Annotated in this window: 25 protein-coding genes; 16 read left to right on the plus strand and 9 right to left on the minus strand. The window is 47.1% G+C overall.

The features are described 5' to 3' along the window. Positions 1-47 precede the first annotated feature (47 nt). Together ACXAH1_RS08055 and ygfZ are read right to left on the minus strand one after the other, a co-directional pair. The gene (locus ACXAH1_RS08055; RefSeq protein WP_475195649.1) at positions 48-533 is read right to left on the minus strand and encodes an FKBP-type peptidyl-prolyl cis-trans isomerase; all 486 of its coding nucleotides are present in this window, start codon (positions 531-533) and stop codon (positions 48-50) included. Positions 534-544: 11 nt separating this feature from the next. Then, complete coding sequence (ygfZ, locus tag ACXAH1_RS08060; protein WP_475195650.1) at positions 545-1,462, minus strand: CAF17-like 4Fe-4S cluster assembly/insertion protein YgfZ; 918 nt, start codon at positions 1,460-1,462, stop codon at positions 545-547. 161 nt (positions 1,463-1,623) lie between these two features. On the opposite strand from ygfZ, the gene ACXAH1_RS08065 reads away from it, so the two are divergent. Both ACXAH1_RS08065 and ACXAH1_RS08070 read left to right on the plus strand, forming a co-directional pair. Then, a complete protein-coding gene (locus ACXAH1_RS08065) occupies positions 1,624-1,875 on the plus strand; it encodes an FAD assembly factor SdhE (RefSeq protein WP_046006778.1) in 252 nt (83 codons plus the stop codon). Continuing rightward, a complete protein-coding gene (locus ACXAH1_RS08070) occupies positions 1,856-2,266 on the plus strand; it encodes a protein YgfX (protein WP_475195652.1) in 411 nt (136 codons plus the stop codon). Before ACXAH1_RS08065 ends, ACXAH1_RS08070 begins: the two co-directional genes overlap by 20 nt. Before the next feature lie 36 nt (positions 2,267-2,302). On the opposite strand, the gene nadB is transcribed toward ACXAH1_RS08070, so the two are convergent. After that, complete coding sequence (gene nadB, locus ACXAH1_RS08075) at positions 2,303-3,913, minus strand: L-aspartate oxidase (protein ID WP_475195654.1); 1,611 nt, start codon at positions 3,911-3,913, stop codon at positions 2,303-2,305. A 258-nt stretch (positions 3,914-4,171) separates the two neighbouring features. Here nadB and rpoE point away from each other — a divergent pair, with 258 nt between their 5' ends. From rpoE to pdxJ, 10 genes are read left to right on the plus strand one after another with little or no spacing between them, the layout of a single operon-like run. Beyond that, complete coding sequence (rpoE, locus tag ACXAH1_RS08080; RefSeq protein ID WP_054014054.1) at positions 4,172-4,753, plus strand: RNA polymerase sigma factor RpoE; 582 nt, start codon at positions 4,172-4,174, stop codon at positions 4,751-4,753. Further along, complete coding sequence (locus ACXAH1_RS08085) at positions 4,754-5,353, plus strand: sigma-E factor negative regulatory protein (RefSeq protein ID WP_475195655.1); 600 nt, start codon at positions 4,754-4,756, stop codon at positions 5,351-5,353. It abuts the gene before it with no gap. Further along, on the plus strand, positions 5,354-6,307 hold the full coding sequence (locus ACXAH1_RS08090) for a MucB/RseB C-terminal domain-containing protein (RefSeq protein ID WP_253044081.1): 954 nt from the start codon (positions 5,354-5,356) through the stop codon (positions 6,305-6,307). Next, entirely contained in the window at positions 6,304-6,762 is a 459-nt protein-coding gene (locus ACXAH1_RS08095; protein ID WP_475195658.1) for a SoxR reducing system RseC family protein, read from the plus strand. The genes ACXAH1_RS08090 and ACXAH1_RS08095 overlap by 4 nt, the downstream gene beginning before the upstream one ends. Before the next feature lie 58 nt (positions 6,763-6,820). Further along, a complete protein-coding gene (lepA, locus tag ACXAH1_RS08100; protein WP_138544393.1) occupies positions 6,821-8,608 on the plus strand; it encodes a translation elongation factor 4 in 1,788 nt (595 codons plus the stop codon). An 11-nt stretch (positions 8,609-8,619) separates the two neighbouring features. Continuing rightward, complete coding sequence (lepB, locus tag ACXAH1_RS08105) at positions 8,620-9,555, plus strand: signal peptidase I (protein WP_054014050.1); 936 nt, start codon at positions 8,620-8,622, stop codon at positions 9,553-9,555. A gap of 1 nt (position 9,556) precedes the next feature. Next, positions 9,557-10,234, plus strand: coding sequence for a ribonuclease III (gene rnc, locus ACXAH1_RS08110; protein WP_046006769.1), 678 nt, complete (start codon positions 9,557-9,559; stop codon positions 10,232-10,234). Further along, positions 10,224-11,126 (plus strand): GTPase Era, encoded by a 903-nt coding sequence (era, locus tag ACXAH1_RS08115; RefSeq protein ID WP_054014049.1) that lies wholly within the window; start codon positions 10,224-10,226, stop codon positions 11,124-11,126. The genes rnc and era overlap by 11 nt, the downstream gene beginning before the upstream one ends. Then, positions 11,127-11,834: a DNA repair protein RecO gene (recO, locus tag ACXAH1_RS08120; RefSeq protein WP_475195661.1), complete on the plus strand. Its 708-nt coding sequence runs from the start codon at positions 11,127-11,129 to the stop codon at positions 11,832-11,834. It begins immediately after the preceding gene. A 5-nt stretch (positions 11,835-11,839) separates the two neighbouring features. Then, positions 11,840-12,571 carry a pyridoxine 5'-phosphate synthase gene (pdxJ, locus tag ACXAH1_RS08125; protein ID WP_475195662.1) on the plus strand — a complete coding sequence of 244 codons (732 nt, stop codon included), beginning with the start codon at positions 11,840-11,842 and terminating at the stop codon, positions 12,569-12,571. A 52-nt stretch (positions 12,572-12,623) separates the two neighbouring features. On the opposite strand, the gene bcp is transcribed toward pdxJ, so the two are convergent. Further along, on the minus strand, positions 12,624-13,094 hold the full coding sequence (gene bcp, locus ACXAH1_RS08130; RefSeq protein ID WP_475195664.1) for a thioredoxin-dependent thiol peroxidase: 471 nt from the start codon (positions 13,092-13,094) through the stop codon (positions 12,624-12,626). 10 nt (positions 13,095-13,104) lie between these two features. After that, on the minus strand, positions 13,105-13,638 hold the full coding sequence (locus ACXAH1_RS08135; RefSeq protein WP_253044098.1) for a glycine cleavage system transcriptional repressor: 534 nt from the start codon (positions 13,636-13,638) through the stop codon (positions 13,105-13,107). Between the two features lie 336 nt (positions 13,639-13,974). Between ACXAH1_RS08135 and bamC the strand changes: the two genes are divergently transcribed. Continuing rightward, positions 13,975-15,042 carry an outer membrane protein assembly factor BamC gene (bamC, locus tag ACXAH1_RS08140; RefSeq protein ID WP_475195666.1) on the plus strand — a complete coding sequence of 356 codons (1,068 nt, stop codon included), beginning with the start codon at positions 13,975-13,977 and terminating at the stop codon, positions 15,040-15,042. A 98-nt stretch (positions 15,043-15,140) separates the two neighbouring features. After that, on the plus strand, positions 15,141-16,511 hold the full coding sequence (locus ACXAH1_RS08145) for a YjiH family protein (RefSeq protein ID WP_475195825.1): 1,371 nt from the start codon (positions 15,141-15,143) through the stop codon (positions 16,509-16,511). Positions 16,512-16,541: 30 nt separating this feature from the next. On the opposite strand, the gene ACXAH1_RS08150 is transcribed toward ACXAH1_RS08145, so the two are convergent. Then, complete coding sequence (locus ACXAH1_RS08150; RefSeq protein ID WP_253044100.1) at positions 16,542-16,718, minus strand: DUF2897 family protein; 177 nt, start codon at positions 16,716-16,718, stop codon at positions 16,542-16,544. 333 nt (positions 16,719-17,051) lie between these two features. Here ACXAH1_RS08150 and ACXAH1_RS08155 point away from each other — a divergent pair, with 333 nt between their 5' ends. After that, complete coding sequence (locus tag ACXAH1_RS08155) at positions 17,052-18,413, plus strand: ankyrin repeat domain-containing protein (protein ID WP_475195669.1); 1,362 nt, start codon at positions 17,052-17,054, stop codon at positions 18,411-18,413. A gap of 51 nt (positions 18,414-18,464) precedes the next feature. On the opposite strand, the gene ACXAH1_RS08160 is transcribed toward ACXAH1_RS08155, so the two are convergent. Continuing rightward, the gene (locus ACXAH1_RS08160) at positions 18,465-18,824 is read right to left on the minus strand and encodes an outer membrane protein assembly factor BamE (protein WP_475195670.1); all 360 of its coding nucleotides are present in this window, start codon (positions 18,822-18,824) and stop codon (positions 18,465-18,467) included. A gap of 130 nt (positions 18,825-18,954) precedes the next feature. On the opposite strand from ACXAH1_RS08160, the gene ACXAH1_RS08165 reads away from it, so the two are divergent. Beyond that, complete coding sequence (locus tag ACXAH1_RS08165) at positions 18,955-19,263, plus strand: GIY-YIG nuclease family protein (RefSeq protein ID WP_475195672.1); 309 nt, start codon at positions 18,955-18,957, stop codon at positions 19,261-19,263. Here ACXAH1_RS08165 and ACXAH1_RS08170 read toward each other — a convergent pair. Both ACXAH1_RS08170 and ACXAH1_RS08175 read right to left on the minus strand, forming a co-directional pair. After that, entirely contained in the window at positions 19,203-20,093 is an 891-nt protein-coding gene (locus ACXAH1_RS08170) for a M20/M25/M40 family metallo-hydrolase (protein WP_475195674.1), read from the minus strand. The two genes, ACXAH1_RS08165 and ACXAH1_RS08170, sit on opposite strands and share 61 nt — an antisense overlap. After that, positions 20,074-21,279, minus strand: a complete 1,206-nt coding sequence (locus ACXAH1_RS08175; RefSeq protein ID WP_475195677.1) for a tetratricopeptide repeat protein — start codon at positions 21,277-21,279, stop codon at positions 20,074-20,076. The genes ACXAH1_RS08170 and ACXAH1_RS08175 overlap by 20 nt, the downstream gene beginning before the upstream one ends. Positions 21,280-21,459 lie beyond the last annotated feature (180 nt).

Raw genomic sequence — 21,459 nt, forward strand, 5'->3', positions numbered from 1 at the left:
AACAAGTATTCTGGTATTAATGCCGATTGGTACAAGTAAAATTGGTATTAGTGCTGGTGGCCGCAGCCGCCCTCGCTGTGAACATGCCCATGGGCCAGTTCTTCTGATGTTGCCTCACGCACTTCCAGAATTTCGACATCAAAGTTCAGTGTAATACCAGCAAGGGGATGGTTACCATCAACGATGACGTCTTCACCTTCAACACCAATTACAATGACAGTTTGCTCGCCTTCGTCTGTGGTAGCACGAAATTGCATACCTACTTCAACTTCCATATCCTCAAACATGCTTTTTGGTACCGCCTGCATCAGGTTATCGTGGCGTTCGCCGTAGCCATTTTGTGGTTCAACGGTAACGCTGAATTTGTCACCCGCTTGTTTGTTGATCAGGGCATCTTCCAGACCCGAGATTAAGTAACCCGTGCCGATGATAAACTCGAGTGGTTCATCATCGAAGGTGTTGTCTATGCTATTGTCATCGTTGTCCAGCACCGCATAATGCATTTTTACAACGGTATTTGGGGCAATTTTCATAATCTATCCGCTTAATTGTCTTCTAAAGAGTACGGAAGTGGCTGCAATGTCAGCTGGACTTCCGGGTGCGTTTTAGCACGCAAAACTGATGATTCAGTTAAATCATTGGCCATCACTGCCAGCGCATAATAGTCCTGGCTTGCACTGTCGTAGGCCTGATGAAGCACTTTGCCTGCACGGCGCCAGTTATCTCCATCTAATTGTATTTCCAACTCAGATTCTTGTGGGTGAGCTGCAGCCTGGCCTTTTACAATATACAAAGCTCGCTTGTTTTTGCCCAAATAACGCATCCGGGCTACTGTCTCCTGCCCAGTATAGCAGCCTTTTTTGAAGCTGATTGCGCCCAGTGCCTGAAGGTTAACCATTTGCGGCACATATTCATCAATACTGCTCTCGCTTAGTTGTGGCTCACCGGCCAAAATTGACGCGGCTTCAAATGGCGTAGGGTCTGTGTGCAGGGCAATACCCTGTGGCAACGCATAGCCACGCTCAACAATCAGGATTAAACGCTGATTGTCTAGCTTTAGCGCCTTATTTTTGCCATCAAACGTACAAGCATTAGCCTGCTGCGCAAACGTCAGCCCCAATAGTTCACAGGTTTCTGTCATCTCATCGGTTAACACGCCAATGACTTGGTGGTGTGTAATATCAATATCGACCTTCGCGAATACGCCGTATTTTTTCAGCTCCCGGCAGGATGCTTCGGTTTCCGCTTTTGAACCGAGCAGCAGATATTGGTCATCTAACTTACTTAGCCTGAGTGTCGCCCACAACTTGCCTTTAGGACTGCAGTGTCCGGCCCACAGGAAATTATCATCCGTCAGCAGATTGAGATCCTGGGTGACCTGACCGTGCAGGTAACTCAACTTTTCGGCGCCGCTCACAGAGATCAATTGTAAAGAAAGAGGATATGCATTTGCTTGTGCCATCTTATTGATCCTTGTTGAAGAAATTACCTAATGTTACCGTAAATATCGCATTCGAGATAGGCGAGAAAGACACGATTATTGTTTATTCGAACAGTTAACGGGCACCTCAGGATACGTTATAATTGCTGTGACATAATAAAATTTAGGGGTATGTGGAAATTATGGCTGAGTTGTATTCAAAGGCCCGCACAAAATGGGCATGTCGCCGTGGCATGCTGGAGCTGGATATTTTGCTGGAGCCTTTTGTTGATGAGGCGTATGATCAGCTATCCGAGCAGGATAAGCTGGTGTTTCAACGATTATTGGAAGTCGAAGATCCCGATTTGTTTGCCTGGTTTATGGGTCATGAAGCGTGTCCGTATCCCGAGCTGGATGCTATGGTGAAATTCGTTCTTGACCGAGTCCGCGCTTAGCTTTTATTTCGAACACAATACACCTGACCACAAAGTCTTTGTGGTCTTTTTTTGCTGTCTGGCGCTGGTTTTGAGTGTGGTCGCGCCAGCACTGTGGTGGTGGCATATCGGGACTTGCTTATTTGGATATGCCTTTACCAGGTATCGTGCACATCAATTCTTCATTTCAACAGGCCATCTGGGACTGTTGCCTGAGCACATGACAGTGATAGTGTCCGGAGGCCGGCAGCAATGGCAGGGGCAGGTAAAAGCTGCACAGGTCTACTTTCATTGCGCGCTATTATTAACCGTTAAAACGGATCAGCGAACCCGGCATATTGGTATTATGCGCCATGCAATGAAAGAAGAGCATTGGCGACACTTGTGCCGCCATGTATTTGAGATGGCCTGAGTCATTGGCGCAAGGCGATATACTCAGGCATCAATATCAACGTTTGATTTTACTGGGAGTCAATATCGTTGGTTTGGTTGTGTCTGCGCTTTGCGGAAAATCCAGTGTGTAATGCAGCCCCCGGCTTTCTTTTCTGTCCAGTGCACTACGAATAATTAACTCTGCTACCTGCACCAGATTTCGAAGCTCTAGCAGGTTATTACTGACTCTGAAGTGGGAGTAGTACTCCTGGATTTCCTGTTGCAATAATTCAACTCTGCGAAGTGCACGTTCCAGTCGCTTGGTCGAGCGTACAATGCCGACATAATCCCACATAAACAGTCTAAGTTCGTGCCAGTTATGGGTGATCACCACTTCTTCGTCTGAATCGCTGACCTGACTTTCATCCCAGTCAGGCTGTGCAGGTGGTAACGGTTGTGTATCCAGCTTTGCAAGGATGTCTTTCGCTGCAGCATGGGCAAATACAATGCACTCCAGCAATGAATTACTCGCCATTCGATTGGCACCATGCAATCCAGTGTAGGCCACTTCCCCGATAGCGTAGAGGTTGCTAATGTCCGTCAGACCGTTGAAGTCGGTCATGACGCCACCGCAGGTGTAATGTGCGGCAGGAACGACTGGGATCGGCTCTTTGGTGATATCCAGCCCTACACTAAGGCACTTGGCGTATATGGTCGGAAAGTGTTCAATGATAAAGTCTTTGTCTTTATGGGAGATATCCAGATAGACGCAGTTGGCCCCCAGACGCTTCATTTCATAGTCGATCGCTCGGGCAACAACATCACGAGGGGCCAGCTCTTCCCTGTCATCGAAATCCGGCATAAAGCGTGTGCCATCCGGGCGCCTCAGTAATGCTCCCTCGCCACGCATAGCTTCGGTGATAAGGAAGTTCTGTAATTCCGGGTGATAAAGACTGGTTGGATGAAATTGATTAAATTCCATATTCGCAACCCGGCAGCCCGCTCGCCAAGCCATCGCAATGCCATCGCCACTGGAAACGTCCGGGTTCGAGGTATAAAGATACACTTTACTGGCACCGCCTGTCGCAAGGGCGACAAACTTAGCGGTGACGGTTTCGACCTGGTTAGCGCGGCGATTGTAGACATAAAGCCCATGTGCGACTTTTTGCTCTTGTGCGCCATGCGTGATCAGGTCAATTGCATTGTATTGCTCCAGCAGGAGTATGTTGGGGTGCTCCTGAACACGTTCTATCAGTGTCGACTGCACGGCTTTACCCGTTGCATCAGCTGCATGAAGTATACGTCGATGGCTATGGCCCCCTTCGCGTGTCAGGTGGAAACGTTCCCGCCCTTTACTATCGAACTCCATGTCAAACGGAACGCCCTGTTCAATCAACCACTTCAGGCATTGCTTCGCATTTGAGGCGGTGTAATGAACGGCTTTTCTGTCACACAGGCCCGCGCCAGCAGCCAGGGTGTCTTCAACGTGAGACTCTATACTGTCGTTTTTCTTATCAAACACCGCAGCAATGCCACCCTGAGCATACAAGGTTGAACCTTCACGAAGGTCGCCTTTACTGAGTACTGTGACGCGGCAGGTGTTTGCCAAAGACAGAGCCAGACTCAGCCCGGCTGCGCCGCTACCGACAATAATGACATCGGTTTGATGTTGAACTTGTTCTTTCATGTTAGTGGGTCTTAGCTAATTAAACCTTTTATTCTGCGTGTTCTGATAAGTCTGCTATGCTTAGCGCAGGGTCGCAGGTACTTGGAATATTCCACACTGAATACGTTTATGACGTGTCAATACGGGGTATTTTAAAAAAAATATCAAAAAAACAGAACTTTTTATTCAGCACTTAGTCAGAGTAGCTGTAAAAGATGGCAACAATGCGCGACAATGTGTGTGAAAAACAAGTAATAACAAAGAGGAGTACCGGCTCGAATGAGCGAGCAGGATTTAGATTTAGAAATAGTTCGGCGTGTTCAGCAAGGAGATAAAAATGCGTTCAATTTGTTGGTTGCCAAATATCAGAACAAAGTAGCCGCATTAATCTCGCGATATGTGTCTAATTCAGGTGATGTAGCTGATGTAGCGCAAGAAGCGTTTATTAAGGCATATCGAGCTTTACCCAATTTTCGGGGAGACAGCGCATTTTATACCTGGCTGTATCGGATTGCGGTTAACTGCTCAAAGAACTATTTAGTAGCCCAGGGGCGTAAGCCACCGGCAAATGATGTTGATGCTGAAGAGGCCGAATTTTACGACGGAGCTGACCAGCTCAGGTCCAACGCTTCTCCGGAGAGCTTATTGCTTAGCGATGAGATTAAGGCGGTGATTTTCAGAACCATCGAGTCTTTACCCGATGATCTTAAAACCGCGATTACATTGCGAGAGATCGAGGGCATGAGCTATGAAGAAATTGCTGTTGTGATGGATTGTCCGGTAGGAACAGTCAGATCTCGGATTTTCAGGGCACGAGAAGCCATTGACAATAATATTAACCCACTCATAGGTAATAAGTAGATGACGCAATCAAACTTTAATGTCAAAGACGGGCAAGTGACATCCAGTGTACTTGATGCCGAACAGGCACTGGATAATGCCAGTCAGGCGCAGTTCGATGCAGAAAAGTTTGCCCGTTATGCTCTGATTGGCGACGCGATGCGTAGCCAGCAAAATCAGGCGCCTTGTATTGATATCACTGCCAGCCTGGCTGATGCACTTGCTGATGAGCCGACCTATGGCGAAAAGACCTCAGGACAGGAATTCCAGCAGGAGAATGCTGAGAATAAGGTAGTTGCGCTGTCCAGTTGGCGTAAACCTCTGGCTCAGGTGGCAATTGCCGCCAGTGTATCTTTGGTTGCTGTACTGGGCGTAAGTAATTATAGCCCTCAGGAACAAGCAAATAGTGATTTTCCTGTGTTACAATCAACGCCATTAACAGGTTCAGTTTCGCCAGTTAGCTTGTCATCAGAGCCAGCTTTGGAAAGTGCAGAAAAAGGCCTGAGAGAACTGCAACAGCAACGTATTGGTGCGTTGGTACTTGAGCATCAGCGACAGTCCAGAATGGCGCATGCTCTGGCCCAACAAGCACAGGAAGAAAAAGAGGAACAAAAGAAGTAGATGAAGTGGCTTGCGTTACTACTTGGAGTGGGCTTGAGTGCCCAAGTTGTTGCCAGCGATATTATTAATGCAAAGCAGCTGCTAACGGATATGTCGTCTGCCATACAGGAGCGTAACTTTGACGCATCATTTGTGGTAGTGAAAGGCAAGGGTATGGAACCTTACCGCTGGCTCCATGGTAAAGTCGACAACAGCGAACTCGAAATACTGAGCCGTCAGAATGGCGCTGGCCTTGAAGTGGTGCGCGTGGACAACAAGGTCACTTACTTTGAGCCTCAAACCCAACCCTATTCTATCGAGACAGATGCAATTGCTGGGCCGATTCCTGAAATTCTGTTCGGCGAAGTGGGTACGCTCGCCAGTAGCTATGATTTTGTCCTGGGTGGCAAAGAGCGTATTGCTGACAGGGCGGCACAGTTGGTGCGCCTGGTCTCTAAGGATGAGCACAAATACAACTATTGGTTGTGGATTGATATTCAATCTGCATTGCTGTTAAAAGCTGCCTACGTAACTCAACAGGGCGAAGTGCTTGAACAGCTTCAGCTGACACACATCAGCGTTACTGAGCAACCTGCTCAGCCGCTTGTCGAGCTTAGCAGTAAAGATTTTCCGATGCCGCTGGCTTCTCTGGCTCAAAATGACACCGCACAAAAACTGCAAAACAATTGGCGAATTGGCTGGTTGCCTGACGGCTTCAAGCTACTGAAGTCAGACCGGCATAAGCTTGATTTGAATAATGAACTGGCAGACTACTTTTTGTTTTCTGATGGCTTGGTAGAGTTTTCGGTATTTGTCCAAAGGCCTCTGTCTGGTCAAAGAGCCAGCGGTGCTCTAAGTTCGGGTGCTACGACAGTGTATGTACATAATTCAGGTGCATTTGATGTGTCGGTGGTTGGCAAGATCCCAACGATGACAGCAAAGGCCATCGCAGAGTCGGTAACCCGACCGTTATGATAGAACAAACACTCACCGTTTCCCGTGTTGAACACGGCACAGTCTGGCTGGTTGCTGAGGAAAAACCGGCCTGTGCTGGCTGCAATGGCAAATGCGGCTCGCAAATTTTTAGTAAACTATTTGGCAGTAACAAAAAGGCGTTGCCGATAGAGTGCAAAGAATCGGTTCAGGTAGGCCAAAAAATGATCCTGGCACTGGATGACAGCAAAGTGGTTGAGAACGCACTTTGGGTTTACCTGTTACCTCTGGTAATGGCGTTTGTCGCCACGTTTACCTCACACCTTATATTGGGCGCGTCAGAGCCCTGGCAGATCCTGTCCGCAGTGATTGGTGGTTTGGTTGGCTTTAAATTTGCCAAACAACGCACGAAAGCACTGCGTCATGACATCAAAGTGATAAAAATTTATCCAATTAGCCTTCCCCTAACGCAAATAGATGGTGATTGCGCCAAATAAATTGTAAAATCGGCGTTTAATCTCTATTTGTGAAAAACAGAAGTTTAGAATCCAGTATATGAAGCACATCCGTAACTTTTCAATTATTGCCCATATAGACCACGGGAAATCGACCCTTTCGGACCGCTTAATCCAGGTATGCGGCGGCTTAACAGATCGCGAGATGCAGCAGCAGGTGCTGGATTCGATGGACCTTGAGCGAGAGCGTGGGATCACCATCAAAGCGCAGAGCGTGACACTGAACTACAAAGCCAATGATGGCGAAACGTATCAGCTTAACTTTATCGACACACCGGGACACGTTGACTTCAGCTACGAAGTATCACGTTCACTGGCTGCCTGTGAAGGCGCTTTGCTGGTTGTCGATGCCGGTCAGGGCGTAGAAGCTCAGACCCTGGCAAACTGCTACACCGCGATTGAAATGGACCTTGAAGTTCTGCCGGTGTTGAACAAAATCGACTTGCCGCAGGCCGATCCTTTGCGCGTTGCAGAAGAGATTGAAGAAATCGTCGGCATTGAAGCGCTTGAAGCGGTGCAGTGTAGTGCTAAAACCGGTATCGGTATCGATGAGGTACTGGAAATGATCGTGCGCGACGTGCCGCCACCTGAGGGTGAGCCGGAGCAACCACTGCAGGCACTGATCATTGACTCCTGGTTTGATTCTTATCAGGGCGTTGTCTCTTTGGTGCGTATCAAGCACGGTGAGCTGCGTCGTGGTGACAAAATTAAGATTATGTCGACAGATCAGACGCACATCGCTGATAAAGTCGGTATTTTCACCCCGAAACAAACCGAAACCGGCGTATTGAAAACCGGTGAAGTAGGCTTCGTCATTGCCGGTATCAAAGACATTCATGGTGCGCCGGTGGGTGATACGATCACTCTGACCAAAGAGCCTGCGAAAGAGCGTCTGCCAGGCTTTAAGCGTGTTAAACCTCAGGTTTATGCAGGTATGTTCCCGATTTCGTCAGATGATTACGAGAACTTCCGTGATGCATTGAACAAGCTGAGCCTCAATGATGCGTCTTTGTTCTTCGAGCCGGAGAACTCAACCGCACTGGGCTTTGGTTTCCGTTGTGGCTTCCTGGGCATGCTCCACATGGAGATTATTCAGGAACGTCTGGAACGTGAATATGATATGGATCTGATCACAACGGCCCCGACGGTTGTCTACGAAGTAGAAACCAAGGACGGCGTGATCCAAATTGATAATCCGTCAGATCTGCCACCGGTCAACGACATCATTGAGATCCGCGAGCCGATTGTAGAAGCGAATATTCTTGTGCCACAAGAATATCTGGGCAATGTCATTACTCTGTGTGTTGAAAAGCGCGGCGTGCAGACCAAGATGAGCTACCACGGTAAGCAAGTTGCGGTGACGTATGAATTGCCAATGGCAGAAGTGGTAATGGACTTCTTTGATAAGCTTAAGTCGACCAGCCGAGGATTTGCTTCTCTGGATTACAACTTTAAGCGCTTCCAGACATCCGACATGGTCCGTGTAGACATTCTGATCAATGGCGACCGGGTTGACGCATTGGCAATTATTGCACACCGTGAGAACTCGCAAGGTCGCGGACGTCAGTTAGCCGACGCACTACGCGAGCTTATCCCACGTCAAATGTTTGATATTGCGATTCAGGCTGCGATTGGTAACCACGTGATCGCGCGTACAACCGTGAAACAGTTACGTAAAAACGTCATCGCGAAGTGTTATGGTGGTGATGTCAGTCGTAAGAAGAAACTACTGCAAAAGCAAAAAGAAGGTAAGAAACGTATGAAGCAGCTGGGTAACGTTGAAGTGCCACAAGATGCTTTCCTTGCGATTCTTAAAGTAGGTAAGTAACAGGAATTATTATGGCAGGTTATTTTTCAGTATTTTTGGTGTTGTTGACGCTTGGCTCAGGTCTCATATGGTTAATCGATCATTTGCTTTACGCACCAAAGCGTAAAGAGCGTATCGCATTAGCACAGGGCGCATCTGAGCAGCCGCTTGATCAGGAAGTCATCGAGCAGATAGCACCTGTGCCTGCCATCACTGAAAGCGCAAAATCTATCTTTCCGATGATTGCTGCGATCACAGTGTTCCGTTCATTTATTTTTGAACCCTTCCAGATCCCGTCCGGTTCAATGATGCCGACACTGCTGGATGGTGACTTCATATTAGTACAGAAATACGCGTACGGTATTAAAGACCCGGTCTGGCGCAGTCAGCTGGTAGAAGTGAATGATCCCCAGCGTGGTGACATCGCGGTCTTTAAGTTTCCGCTGGATGAGCGTATCGACTTTATTAAGCGCATTGTTGGCTTACCTGGAGATCGCATCGTTTATCGCGACCGTCAGCTTTATATCAAGCCTCACTGTAATGATGGCGAACAGCAACGCGATGGTCTGGCATGTGGCGAATTCAACAAAATTAATCTTGATATTGTTAATCGCGATGAGTTCAAACATGGCGCAATGCAAATGGTACGTCTGACAGAGAGTCTGCCGGGTGTCACGCATGATGTACTTGTGACGCCTCAATTACCTGAACTGACGGAGCGCTATTATCAGCAGCCAGGCACGCGACGTGATGAATGGGTTGTACCAGAGGGCAGTTACTTTGCTATGGGTGACAACCGTAATAACAGTCAGGACAGCCGTATGTGGGGCTTTGTGCCAAAAGAAAACCTGGTTGGTAAAGCCGTATTTATTTGGATGAGTTTCGATTTTGAAAATGGCCCAAACAGCATTTTGCCTGGTTGGGTTCCAACAGGAGTTCGTTTTGAACGCCTAGGTAATATTCAGTAGCATGAAAAAAAACGTCACAGAATTATATAAAAAGATTGGTTACGAGTTTTCGGATCAAAGCCTGCTTGAGCAGGCAATGACTCATCGTAGCCACAAAGGGCAGCACAATGAACGTCTGGAGTTTTTAGGCGACTCAATCCTGAGCTTTGTTATTGCCAATGCCTTGTATAAGCAGTTTCCTAAAGCGCGTGAAGGTGATCTTAGCCGTATGCGTTCTACGCTGGTACGAGGACAGACTCTGGCAGAGTTCGGTGTTGAGTTTGGCTTAGGTGATTATCTCAGACTTGGTCCGGGTGAATTGAAAAGCGGCGGTTATCGTCGTGAGTCAACTCTGGCAGACGCGGTCGAAGCGATTATTGGCGCGGTGTTTTTAGATTCAGACATCGAGACCTGTAAGACGCTGGTATTAAAATGGTACGACACGCGTTTGGCTGCGATTTCTCCTGGTCATAACCAAAAAGACCCAAAAACCCTATTGCAAGAGTACTTGCAGGCACGCAAGTTGCCCTTACCCGGTTATACTGTAATAGATACCAAGGGACAGGCACACAATCAGACCTTTACGGTTGAGTGTATTGTGGAAGGGATGGAAAGTATTATCTCAGTAGGCAGCTCTCGTCGTAAGGCTGAGCAAAAAGCCGCTGAAAAAGCACTAAAGATATTAAAGAATGACTCCTAATACCCATTGTGGCATGGTCGCGATTGTCGGGCGACCCAACGTTGGTAAATCCACGTTACTGAATAAGCTGGTTGAACAAAAGGTCAGCATCACTTCACGTAAACCACAAACTACCCGGCACCGTATTATGGGTATCCACACTGAGGATAACTATCAGGCGGTCTACGTCGATACACCAGGACTCCACAGTGAGGAAAAGCGTGCCATTAACCGATTGATGAACCGTGCAGCATCCAGCTCCATTGGTGACGTTGAATTGGTGATTTTCGTTGTTGAGGGCACTTTGTGGACCAAAGACGATGAAATGGTGCTGAACAAGGTTAAGGACAGTGGCCGTCCGGTTTTGGTTGTGATCAATAAAAGTGATCAGGTCAAAGACAAAAGTGAAGCGCTGATGCCACACCTTCAATGGTTGTCTGAGCAGGGCCAGTTTGTCGGGATCATTCCAATTTCGGCGAAGCAAAACCGCAATGTCGATATGGTCAAAGCAGAAGTACATAAGCATCTGCCGGCATGCGAGTTTTTCTTTCCTGATGACTATGTCACAGACCGCTCAATGCGCTTTTTGGCCGCTGAGATTGTCCGCGAGAAACTCATGCGTTTTATGGGCGACGAGTTGCCATATTCCGTGACCGTTGAAATTGAGCAATTTAAGTGGCTCGACAACGGGGTGTGGCAGATCAATGCATTGATCCTGGTTGAGCGTGAATCGCAAAAGCGTATGGTGATCGGTAATAAGGGTGAGAAGCTTAAGGTGATCGGTCGCGAAGCACGTCGTGATTTGGAAGAGATGCTGGACAACAAAGTATTTCTGGAATGCTGGGTAAAAGTGAAGTCTGGCTGGGCAGATGATGAGAGGGCGCTGCGTAGTCTTGGCTACGGGGAAGACTAATTGAACAACGACTTTCGACAAGCCTATTTGTTGCATCGCCGACCACACAGTGATTCTCAGGTGATGCTTAATATGCTTGTCGAGGGAGTGGGCCAGCTGATGATGCTGGCCCGTATAAAAGGGCGTCAGGCACTTAGGCACAACGCACATCTTCAACCTTTCAGCCTGCTCTTAGTCCGTTATAGCGGTCGCCATGATCTTAAGTACCTCAACGATATTGAACTGCACACTCAGCCATTAGCAATGAAAGGGCAAGTCTTGTATTGTGGTTTTTACCTTAACGAACTCAGTACTCGGGTAATCCCGGTTAATGAGCCGCTTGAAGAGATATTTTCACTGTATCATCACCATCTGCAGCAGTTACACAAGCAGACTGAAAATGCACGCAGGAGCGCGTTTGAGCTCACGTTACGCAGCTTTGAATTCCAATTGCTGGAGCAGTTGGGGTTTGGTGTTGAGTTTGACTGTGATGCCGATGGTGAGGCGATTGTCGAGGGGGCTTACTACCAATATACCCGGGAATTGGGGTTTGTCAGAACAGATGATCCGCATATTGGCTTTTCAGGCCGAGTGCTTCACCACATTGCCCAGCGCGATTTTACTGACGATCAGGTACGGCGTCAGGCGAAGGGTCTTAGCAGATATTTATTCAGGCCATTACTTGGCCATAAACCGCTGAAAAGCAGAGAGCTATTTCAATCAAGGTAATAACAATGAAAGAGATATTATTGGGCGTAAACGTCGATCATATTGCCACATTGCGCCAAGCGAGAGGCACCAGTTATCCGGATCCTGTACATGCTGCGGCTGTTGCTGAACATGCCGGGGCAGATGGTATTACCATCCACTTGCGTGAGGATCGTCGTCATATTCAGGACCGCGATGTGTATGTGATGGCAAAAACCATTCAGACCCGTATGAACCTGGAAATTGCCGTGACAGACGAGATGCTGGATATAGCCTGTGAAGTAAAGCCTGCCTACGTTTGCCTGGTCCCTGAAAAACGCGAAGAGCTGACAACAGAAGGTGGCCTTGACGTCGTTGCGAATAAAGAAAAGGTCACTCAAGCTGTGACTCGGCTGGCAAATGCAGGCATTAAAGTATCTCTGTTTATCGATGCAGATCCCCAGCAAATAGATGCTGCTAAAGACACTGGCGCACCGTATATCGAGATCCACACTGGTGCCTACGCTGATGCAGAGTCAGACGCTGAGATGCATGCTGAACTTGAACGGATCCGCACTGGTGTTAAATACGCGCATGGTCTGGGTATTGTGGTCAACGCAGGCCATGGTCTGCATTATCATAACGTAAAACCCATTGCCGAAATCCCGGAAATTTATGAGCTCAACATTGGCCATGCGATTATTGCCAGAGCAGCCATTGACGGGCTGGAAAAAGCGGTAAGAGACATGAAACGCTTAATGCTGGATGCGCGCAGCTAACGTTTAGGCGCGAAGAATGTAAAAAAGGGGCTCAATACAGCCCCTTTTCTTGTTATTGTGCAGCCAGATAGTCAATCACGACCTGGTGGTGTTCTTTGGTTTTAAACTTGTTGAAAACGTGTTTGACGGTGCCATCCTGACCTATCAGGAAGCTGATACGGTGGATCCCGTCATATTCTTTACCCATGAACTTTTTTAATCCCCACACACCAAATGCGTCAGCAATAGCGTGGTCTTCATCGGATAGCAGATCAAAGTTCAGCTCTTTTTTGGTTTCGAAGTTTTTTAGCTTTTTGACTGGATCAGGACTGATACCCACAGCCACAGTATTGTACTGTGCCAATTGCTCTTTGTGATCTCTGAGTTGTTCTGCCTGTACCGTGCAACCTGGTGTCAGTGCCTTTGGATAGAAATAGACCAGCACTTGCTTGGATTCCAGCAATGCACTGAGTGAAATGCTTTCACCGTTTTGGTTTTCCAGGGTAAATTGCGGGGCTTGAGCGCCTGCTTGTAGCGTATTCATAGGATGCTCCTTAACGAATGCGTCGAAAAATATAATCCAGATTTAGTGAGTTTGAGAGATGCTCAAATTGTATTTTAAACGCGTCGGCATCTACTTCAATGGGAATATTGACTTCGATTTCACAGCGCATATGTAATGCTTCATTCTCTTCGTAAGTATCTGATTTCAATGAGCAAATGCTGATGTTTTGGTCTGCAAAAAAGCGTGTAACTTTACTCAGTGTACCGGGCGCATCGAGGCCATTGTATTCGAGGGTATATCCGGCGCTGAATTCATTCTGTTGATGGCTGGCTGTACGTTTCATCATGGTAAGCAAGCCCAATTCCATCCCTTTTGTAGGGAGGGTGTGCTCAACCCGGCTGATGGCTGCCATATCGCCGGATAGTAACATAATGAAGGTAAATTCATTCCCCAGAATCGCAATGCGGCTATCAATAATGTTGCAATTACACTCACTGACCAGCTTAGTTAGTTCGCTGACGATCCCAGATCGATCTTCTCCGATTGCGGTCAAAACCAATTGTTGGTTGGTAAATGTGGTCATTCAAGAGCACCCTATACGCTGAGAATAATGGTAATGCCTGACGGCAAGTTTTGGATGTATAGCCGTAAATACTAACATAAGTTAGTTGGTTGGGATACTGGCAGAGGGTCGCTTTGCTACTTTGTGGTGAGCTGATATCGGAGTCAGGTGGCTCACGGCTTGTGTTTACTGGGCGAGGCAAGTAACATAGGGCAAATTTTGCAAGTTGTTTAGGCTCGCCGGGTGAATATAAAAAGTTGCTCCGGCAGTGAACCAAATCGGCAATCCTCACTCATATAAAGACGATATTCGTTTACCGTAAATAAATATAACAGGGTTTGCTAAGGAGTTTTATTCGTGCAGTATTGGGTTCCAAAAGCACTAACTTTAGGTGTTTTACTTGGTTTAACGGGATGTAGTGTATTTCCAAATGATGCACATCACAGCAAAAACTACCGCGTTAATGAGGCCATTAGCGTGCCTTCTGGGCTTGAGCAGCCATACCAGGATCCGGAATATAAGATGGTGGTTGCTGTTTATGACAACGATCCGGATGGGAAAAATAAATTATATCGGCCACCTCAGCAGGTCCTGACATTGGCTCAGGGCAGTTGGGCCGAAAATAAAGATAAAGTCGCTCGCGTCTATTTTGATAAAAATGACGGAATTGAAGACTTGTCAGCATTTATCTGGCAGTCGCTCGATGGAGTTATGGCAAACCACAATACTCAGGTTGCGAGGGATGCGCGTCAGGAAGGCATAGTGGAAACTGGCTGGTATTCGTTGATCAAGAAGGACGAAGGCTGGTTTTGGGAAGACATTGTTGAAGTATCGCGTCAGCGCTTTGAATTTAAAGTTGAACAAAAAGAGCACCAGCGTACGGCTTCTCTGAGCGCTAAATTAGTTGATTACCAAAGTGATCAGACGCCTCTAAATGACTTGCTCAGGCAGCAGCTAGAAGTGCGTGCATTGAACGAAGTGATTGCGGAGTTTGATTATCGCTACAGATTATTGGCGGTCGAATTGCGCAAACAGCAGGGCCTGCTGTCTCTGGAAAGCGGGTTTGATAGTGACGGCAACGCAGCAATGCTGACACTGGTTGAAAAGAGTGCCGTAATGGATCGCTTGTCTAATTTCCTTGAACGTGTGAACTTTACGGTGATTCGGTTAGACAGAGATAATGATCAGGTGAAAATTCGCTATGAAGCGCCCGAACAAAGTGTCTGGGACTCTATTTGGGGTGAAGAAGCAACAATATTACCGATTGCCGATGGTGATTATGTCGTGAAAGTGTCGACAACCGATGATGGTCAGACGGCGCTAACTTGGCTGGATGGTGAGGAACAAGTGCTGGATGCACAGACTATGGAGCTGTTGTTGCAATCTCTGTTAGAGGTGTTACGCAGTCGAGGTCTGCAAATATAATATTTTAAATAAATCAAAATATTAAAATAAAAACAATGAGTTGAAGTAACATGAAAAAGAGCCTTACGCTCTTTTTCTTTTTAGTGGGTAATCATATGATGTCAGAATCTACGGGCTCAGCGTCGCCAAACTGGCGCACGCTATTTGCGTTTATCGTGCCTTCCCTGATTGGGGTGTTTTTATTTATGACACCTGTTGCAATCGGGGAAGCAATGACTATTCCGATCGCTGTTATGGCAAAGTCACTGCAAGGCTGGATAGCACCCTTTGCACAGGCTATGATAGTGGCCATAGTGTGTATCACCGGGCTGATGAGTGCATTTGTGGCGCTGGTTAAGCCCAGACAGCTGCTAAAAAACCATTTATTCAGACATTTGTTTGCAGTGAGTCCAATCTGGTTGGTCACCCGCCTTGCTGGTATGGCGTTTATTCTCATGACCTACTTTAAAGTAGGACCAGAAGCTATTCACTCTTCACATACGGGATCATTGGTGCTTAATGACCTATTACCTGTGCTGTTTTCCGTTTTTGTCTTAGCTGGTCTGCTGCTACCATTGCTACTGAACTTTGGTTTGCTGGAACTGGTTGGTACTTTACTGACTAAAGTGATGCGGCCTTTGTTTGGGGTACCGGGACGCAGTGCCGTAAACTGCGTGGCATCCTGGCTAGGGGATGGTAGCGTGGGTATTTTGATGACCTCTCGTCAGTACGAAGACAAGCATTATACGCAAAGAGAAGCGGCTATTATAGGCACGACTTTCTCGGCGGTCTCTATTACCTTCTGTCTGGTCGTGATTGGTCAGGTTAAATTAGAGCACTTGTTTGCACCATTTTACTTAACCGTGTGTGCCGCGGGGATTGCGGCTGCGATTATTGTCCCGCGTTTACCACCTCTGCGATGGAAAAAAGACTGTTACGTTGATGGCAGTGATGCGAACCCAGGTGCCGAACTGGTGCCTGAAGGTAAAACGTTATTTGGCCATGCGTTGGATGTTGCCCTGGCAAAAGCGGAAAAGGCGCCGGGAGTAAAAGGCACGTTGAAAGAAGGCGTGCACAATGCGCTGGACATGGTCTTTGCAGTGTTACCTGTGGTCATGGCCGTCGGCACGTTCGCGCTCATCATTGCAGAGCATACGCCAGTATTCCAGATCTTGGGTAAGCCATTTGTGCCTTATCTCGAATTACTTCAGGTGCCTGAGGCGGCCAAAGCGGCTGAAACGATAGTGGTTGGGTTTGCGGATATGTTTATTCCTTCAATTTTGGCTGCAGGAAACATAGAAAGTGACGTGACACGCTTTATCGTGGCTGCATTGAGTGTGACTCAATTGATTTATATGTCTGAGGTGGGCGCGCTGTTGCTGGGCAGTAAAATACCGGTCAACCTGTTTGAGCTATTCTGTATCTTTATTTTGCGCACTTTGGTCACACTGCCTGTGATTGCATTGATGGCGCATTGGTTGGTAGGCTAATCTCTGAGGTAGGGCAGGTAAGTGCCGGCCCTACTTTTCTTTCTCTTCTTCACTCTCGGTCTTTGAGTCTGGCTTAGTTTGTTTATCGAGTTTGCCTTTCACATCAAAGCGGGTCATATATTTTAGCAGCATAATATTGCTAATGATGAACCCAAGTACCATCACAATAATCAGTATTACGTGCCAGGTGGGTAAGGTGTTTTCCATCTTGACTTGCTCCCTATCACAGGGCCTTCATTGGACGTTCACTTCTATTGTATATCTTAATCATTCCTGACCTCAAGCCCAGAGCTGAGTAACTCAATCGATAACGATAGATCAACGTAAGTAGCCGACAGGCTTGAATTGAGGACATCAGGGGGGGCTATGGTGATTCGGATTGGTGCGCAGTGAGCATATTGGCTTTGTCTTATTGCGATTTTGTTTTCATATTAGGTAAAGTGGTGTGATTCTTGAGATCAGCAGCAGCTTTTTCATGATGCAATTGGTATCATTCCGCTAACAGCACTGCGACAATATTAATGGCATTAAGTGCGCGATATGACAAATAAGGTGGTTAATTCTTTAATGGAGCATGTTTTAATTTGGCCGGCTCAATATCCTCTGCTACTCAAAGGGCTGGTTGAAAATAATGGGGCTTTTATTCTGGATGCGCTTGAGGCCTGGCCAGAGTGTGCAACCGTGACGGATCAGCAAGGCGTACGTTCGTCGGTCTTACCACCGCTGATGTATATTCTTTGGCTGAAACCCCTGGAACCGTTTGAATCTTGTCGCTACCAGCATATTGATGATTATGATCAAGCGCATCAGACATACTGCGATGAGTTATTACTTCATATCGCAGGCGCCGGCGTCAGTCAGGATGAATTGATTGCCAAGTTACTGGGCGTTTTCGCTCAGTACGCTGATATTAAGGCACAGCTCACCTACCAAATGGAAATCTCACCCGCCTCACTTTTGTTGGGCAAATCTTATACCCGTGCTCTGAGTGTCTTATTGCAGCACGGTTTACAGTTAACGGCTGAGGAAGCGTGTGACTTATGGAAAATTGCAGATGAAAACATGCAGTTAGACCTGAGCCGCATGCTTGAAAAGGTGTTACAGGATACCGTCGCAACTTTACAATTGGCGGTTGAGCGGTTGCAGGGGGATGACAGCTATGTGGGACTGCTGAAGCACTTGTGTAGTGGTGAAGAGGTCGAGCGATTGTTAGACCAGGCTTTGCTGGCTCATCTAATGTCTAAAAATGCCAAGCAATCTATCGCCTTAAAGTTGATTGAGCAGGGCGCAACAGGTCAAAGCAAAGATCCAACAGGGAAATCTGCCATGATGTGGCTGGTCGAGCAGGGGTTTGTCAGTGCCGCTCAGGCACTAACTGACTATCATTGTCATCAGTCTCTGGACGACTTAGGCCGGAATTTGATGCATTATGCGGTCATGTCAAACTCTGTGGCGATGCTTGAATTGGTCGAGTCTATGGATGTGGACCCCAGGCTGGCAGATGCGACTGGCATGACCCCATATCGCCTGGCTAATCAGGCACAGGCAGTCGCTGCAAAGAAGTTTTTGGAACAGCGCGGGATCATTGAGCTGTCATTTGCAGCAAAATATGAAAAAGTAGCACGTGTTTACAGCCTGTATGCACTGGTCGCAATTCTGATGCCCGTGCAGTTAAACTTCTTTTTTAATGAGACGCACAGTAACAAACTGTCCGCAACGATTATGATCTCGAGTCTGACTTTATTGTTTTTTGCATTGGCACGCTGGCAAAAACGCAGTCCACTCTACCCTCAGGACTCTTCCCCGTGGAGTTTAGTCGGGGTCAACGTACTCGCCTGGTTGAGCATGTCGCTCCAGATATTGTTTAGTGTCGTGGTATTAATTGCGGTGATGGGAAGTTAAAAGCAGAGCCAAGGCTCTGCTTTTTCAGGAGAGTGACGCTAAGAGTTACGCTCACTCTGAGAGCGGTGTACTGAAATCTGCAGGTTTATCAAAGTCTCCAGAGATATCGCTCAGGTTATCATTTTTGAAATAAACGATTAACTCACGGCGTTGCTCTGAGTCTCGACCCAGGTTGAACACATAAGAGTAATGCCAGATTTCACTGTTAAACGCGTCTTTAGCCACCGGAGTGCCCAATACATATAAAACTTGCTCTTTTGTCATAGCGATTCTGAGCTTATCGACATCGGACTGCTCCAGGAAGTTACCCTGAGGGACGTTTATCCGGTATACCCAGCTGGAGCAAGCGGATAGCATGGTCGTCGCAAGAATAATACTAAGCCAAACAAAAAGGCGCTTTTTTAACTGCATGTATGTGTATCCTTATTTTTGGTTGTATGAATGATACAGAATGGATAAAGAAGGTAAAGTAGAATTATTGGTAAGTTTCGACCATTCGCAGTTAAAATAGTTCCATTCGATCTAAAGAGTAGTCACGGGCATGAGTAACGCACGGTCACCTTGGCACCTGTATGTAATTGAAAATAAATTTGGTCATTGGTATACCGGGATCACCAACGATGTCACAAAGCGCTTTTCAGCGCATGTTGCTGGTAAAGGTGCTAAAAGCTTACGAGGAAAGGGCCCGCTTAAACTAGTTTATACATTGGCTGTTGAAGACAAGCGTACAGCTGCCAGACTGGAATGGCAATTTAAACGGTTATCAAAGGCTCGCAAAATGGCTCTGGTTCAGGGGGCTGCCGACACTGATAATGCGGAAATAAAAGCATTAATATGTGCCGAAACCTGAGCTAATTTAGGTATGTCCACTTTGTCGAATTGATCCTTGTGAGTGTGATGAAAGGGATCTGTGCCAACTCCAAAGTAAGCAAAGGGGATACCGACCTTATGAAAAGCGTAATGGTCACTGGCTCTCAACCAGTCAACTCTTGGGGTATCGAGGCGATGTGACATGCGTGCTGTTGAGGTAAATACCAGAGCGCGGATCTCTTGATTAAATGCTTGCGTAATGGCTTGGGTATAAGCCTTTGCTTGTTTTGAGGTCAGAACATACAGACGGTTTTTTCTATTCACTGCGAGCATGTCCAGGTTAACATTTAAAGCAACACGCTCGGGGCTAAGGGTTGCAGCAAAGAAGTGTGCCCCATACAAGCCTTTTTCTTCGGCATCGGTTGCGACAAAAATAATATCTCTGTGTCGTGTTTGTGGTATTAACTGGCGTGCTATATCCAGCATGACGACAACCCCTGACGCATTATCATTGGCACCTGGATAATAACGTGTCCCCTTACTACCCAAATGGTCGTAATGAGCGCTGATAACAATTGCAGGCTCACAGGAAGGGGTATTGCACGGTAAGGTTGCGACAACATTGTGCCCGTATCCCAGTTTTCCGAAGCCTTGGCGAAAGCGGAATGACTGGTAATAGACGTCTACGCCGGTTTCAGCAAAACGTGAATGTATGTAACGTGCACTTTTGTTAAATTCAGCATCGCCAGATTCCCGACCAGCGTGCGCCTTACTAGTAAGCGTCTTCAGATCGATCTCAAGCTCGCTGGCAGCCTGCGCAACTGAAGTAACACAACTCAACCAGAGAAGGCTAATTCTTAGCAGTTGCACTCAACCATTCCAGTTTGTTCCGGTAGCGCTTCTTGTCATGAGTAAAACTTGCGTGATTAAGAGCGCGATTCAAATATGTTCTGCTCAGCTCAAGCTCCCCCTGAATGTAATAAACCTTAGCTAACCCAAAGTAGCCTTCATGCAGGGAGTTAGACAATTTATTTGCGGTGCGATAGTGTTTCAGCGCTTTGTCATAGTCTTCATTTGCAAACGCCTCATCGCCAAGTGCTATCTGATAGTAAGGGTTGTCTTTACGCAGGGAATGGAGTTGAGCTCTGATATCCTTTGCCTGTTGTTGCCTGTCTGTAATTTCGTACAACAGCGCAAGATTACCCAGAGCTGTCTTATTTTCGTCATTGATCAGCAATGCCTGCTTATAAAGCGCTTCAGCCTGAGTCATGTGATCATTGATCCGAAATAGCACTGCTAAATTTCCCCATGCTGCGGAATAGAGGGGATCGATGTCGATGGCCGCCCTGAAATAGCTAAATGCTAAGTCCATCTCCTTGTTGATCATATGCATCGCGCCTTTGTTGCTGTAAAACATTGCGGTGATACGATCTTTGCTGATTTTTGAAGTTGAAAACTTTTGAGCACGGCTGTTGGGGTCAAAATCTATAATCACGCTTGCAGGCCGTGTATACACGACTTCGCGGTTATCACTGTTCTTCCTGGCACCTGAGTTATCCTGTGTAACCACCAAATTGACGTGGCCAGTCAGCAGACTATAACCTCTGGTTTGTGCCCAGTATTCAGGGATATGAACACGCTGGAACTGACCTTTGAAGCCCAGGTGCTCTGACAAGCTGTAGGCGAGAATAGAAAGCGACAGACAGTTTGCGTTCAGGTCGTAGAATGTTTCTGTTGCGCTGAGGTTCGCCCCGCGCATGTAAGACAAACTTGAGTCGCCATTTTCTACTAAAAACTGAAGTAACTGTTCAGCAACCTTAATATTGGAGCCATTGTGGCGAGCCAGATAGCGGTCCAAAGTCGCCCGAATGTTTGCATCCAATGCAAAAATAGCGTGCTGTGATTCAACTTCTCGCTGAGTGAAAGGAGCGTTGTCGAGCAGTAGCATTTCGACTTCAGGCTGAACCCGGGTTGATTGACACCCACCGAGCAGCAAAGCAGAGACGGTCAGAATAGGGCAAAGATAACGTCGTGCGAAGTGAGTGTAACAGGTCATAGGGAACATTCCTAAATTCTACAGCTTTCTTTTAGTGTAGCTATTTTGACCGGTTAAGGAAGCGAAAATTGTTACAATCCATTGCGAATAAACACAGATGGGAGCGCCTCTGCGGGTTAACATGGTCGTGTAGTGTAAGGTATCTAATTGGGGGGGCAGGGCGGCTACACGCGGTTAGCC

Source organism: Pseudoalteromonas sp. AWH4_217, assembly GCF_056161105.1.

Bases quoted from the DNA above. Each gene is read 5' to 3' on its own strand.
- lepB (WP_054014050.1), top strand. From the start codon at position 8,620: ATGGCAGGTTATTTTTCAGTATTTTTGGTGTTGTTGACGCTTGGCTCA.
- ACXAH1_RS08065 (WP_046006778.1), top strand. From the start codon at position 1,624: ATGGCTGAGTTGTATTCAAAGGCCCGCACAAAATGGGCATGTCGCCGT.
- ACXAH1_RS08055 (WP_475195649.1), bottom strand. From the start codon at position 533: ATGAAAATTGCCCCAAATACCGTTGTAAAAATGCATTATGCGGTGCTG.
- era (WP_054014049.1), top strand. From the start codon at position 10,224: ATGACTCCTAATACCCATTGTGGCATGGTCGCGATTGTCGGGCGACCC.
- lepA (WP_138544393.1), top strand. From the start codon at position 6,821: ATGAAGCACATCCGTAACTTTTCAATTATTGCCCATATAGACCACGGG.
- pdxJ (WP_475195662.1), top strand. From the start codon at position 11,840: ATGAAAGAGATATTATTGGGCGTAAACGTCGATCATATTGCCACATTG.
- rpoE (WP_054014054.1), top strand. From the start codon at position 4,172: ATGAGCGAGCAGGATTTAGATTTAGAAATAGTTCGGCGTGTTCAGCAA.
- nadB (WP_475195654.1), bottom strand. From the start codon at position 3,913: ATGAAAGAACAAGTTCAACATCAAACCGATGTCATTATTGTCGGTAGC.
- ACXAH1_RS08085 (WP_475195655.1), top strand. From the start codon at position 4,754: ATGACGCAATCAAACTTTAATGTCAAAGACGGGCAAGTGACATCCAGT.
- ACXAH1_RS08090 (WP_253044081.1), top strand. From the start codon at position 5,354: ATGAAGTGGCTTGCGTTACTACTTGGAGTGGGCTTGAGTGCCCAAGTT.
- ACXAH1_RS08175 (WP_475195677.1), bottom strand. From the start codon at position 21,279: ATGACCTGTTACACTCACTTCGCACGACGTTATCTTTGCCCTATTCTG.
- ygfZ (WP_475195650.1), bottom strand. From the start codon at position 1,462: ATGGCACAAGCAAATGCATATCCTCTTTCTTTACAATTGATCTCTGTG.
- ACXAH1_RS08160 (WP_475195670.1), bottom strand. From the start codon at position 18,824: ATGCAGTTAAAAAAGCGCCTTTTTGTTTGGCTTAGTATTATTCTTGCG.
- bcp (WP_475195664.1), bottom strand. From the start codon at position 13,094: ATGAATACGCTACAAGCAGGCGCTCAAGCCCCGCAATTTACCCTGGAA.
- ACXAH1_RS08135 (WP_253044098.1), bottom strand. From the start codon at position 13,638: ATGACCACATTTACCAACCAACAATTGGTTTTGACCGCAATCGGAGAA.
- ACXAH1_RS08155 (WP_475195669.1), top strand. From the start codon at position 17,052: ATGACAAATAAGGTGGTTAATTCTTTAATGGAGCATGTTTTAATTTGG.
- ACXAH1_RS08145 (WP_475195825.1), top strand. From the start codon at position 15,141: ATGTCAGAATCTACGGGCTCAGCGTCGCCAAACTGGCGCACGCTATTT.
- rnc (WP_046006769.1), top strand. From the start codon at position 9,557: ATGAAAAAAAACGTCACAGAATTATATAAAAAGATTGGTTACGAGTTT.
- ACXAH1_RS08150 (WP_253044100.1), bottom strand. From the start codon at position 16,718: ATGGAAAACACCTTACCCACCTGGCACGTAATACTGATTATTGTGATG.
- ACXAH1_RS08095 (WP_475195658.1), top strand. From the start codon at position 6,304: ATGATAGAACAAACACTCACCGTTTCCCGTGTTGAACACGGCACAGTC.
- ACXAH1_RS08165 (WP_475195672.1), top strand. From the start codon at position 18,955: ATGAGTAACGCACGGTCACCTTGGCACCTGTATGTAATTGAAAATAAA.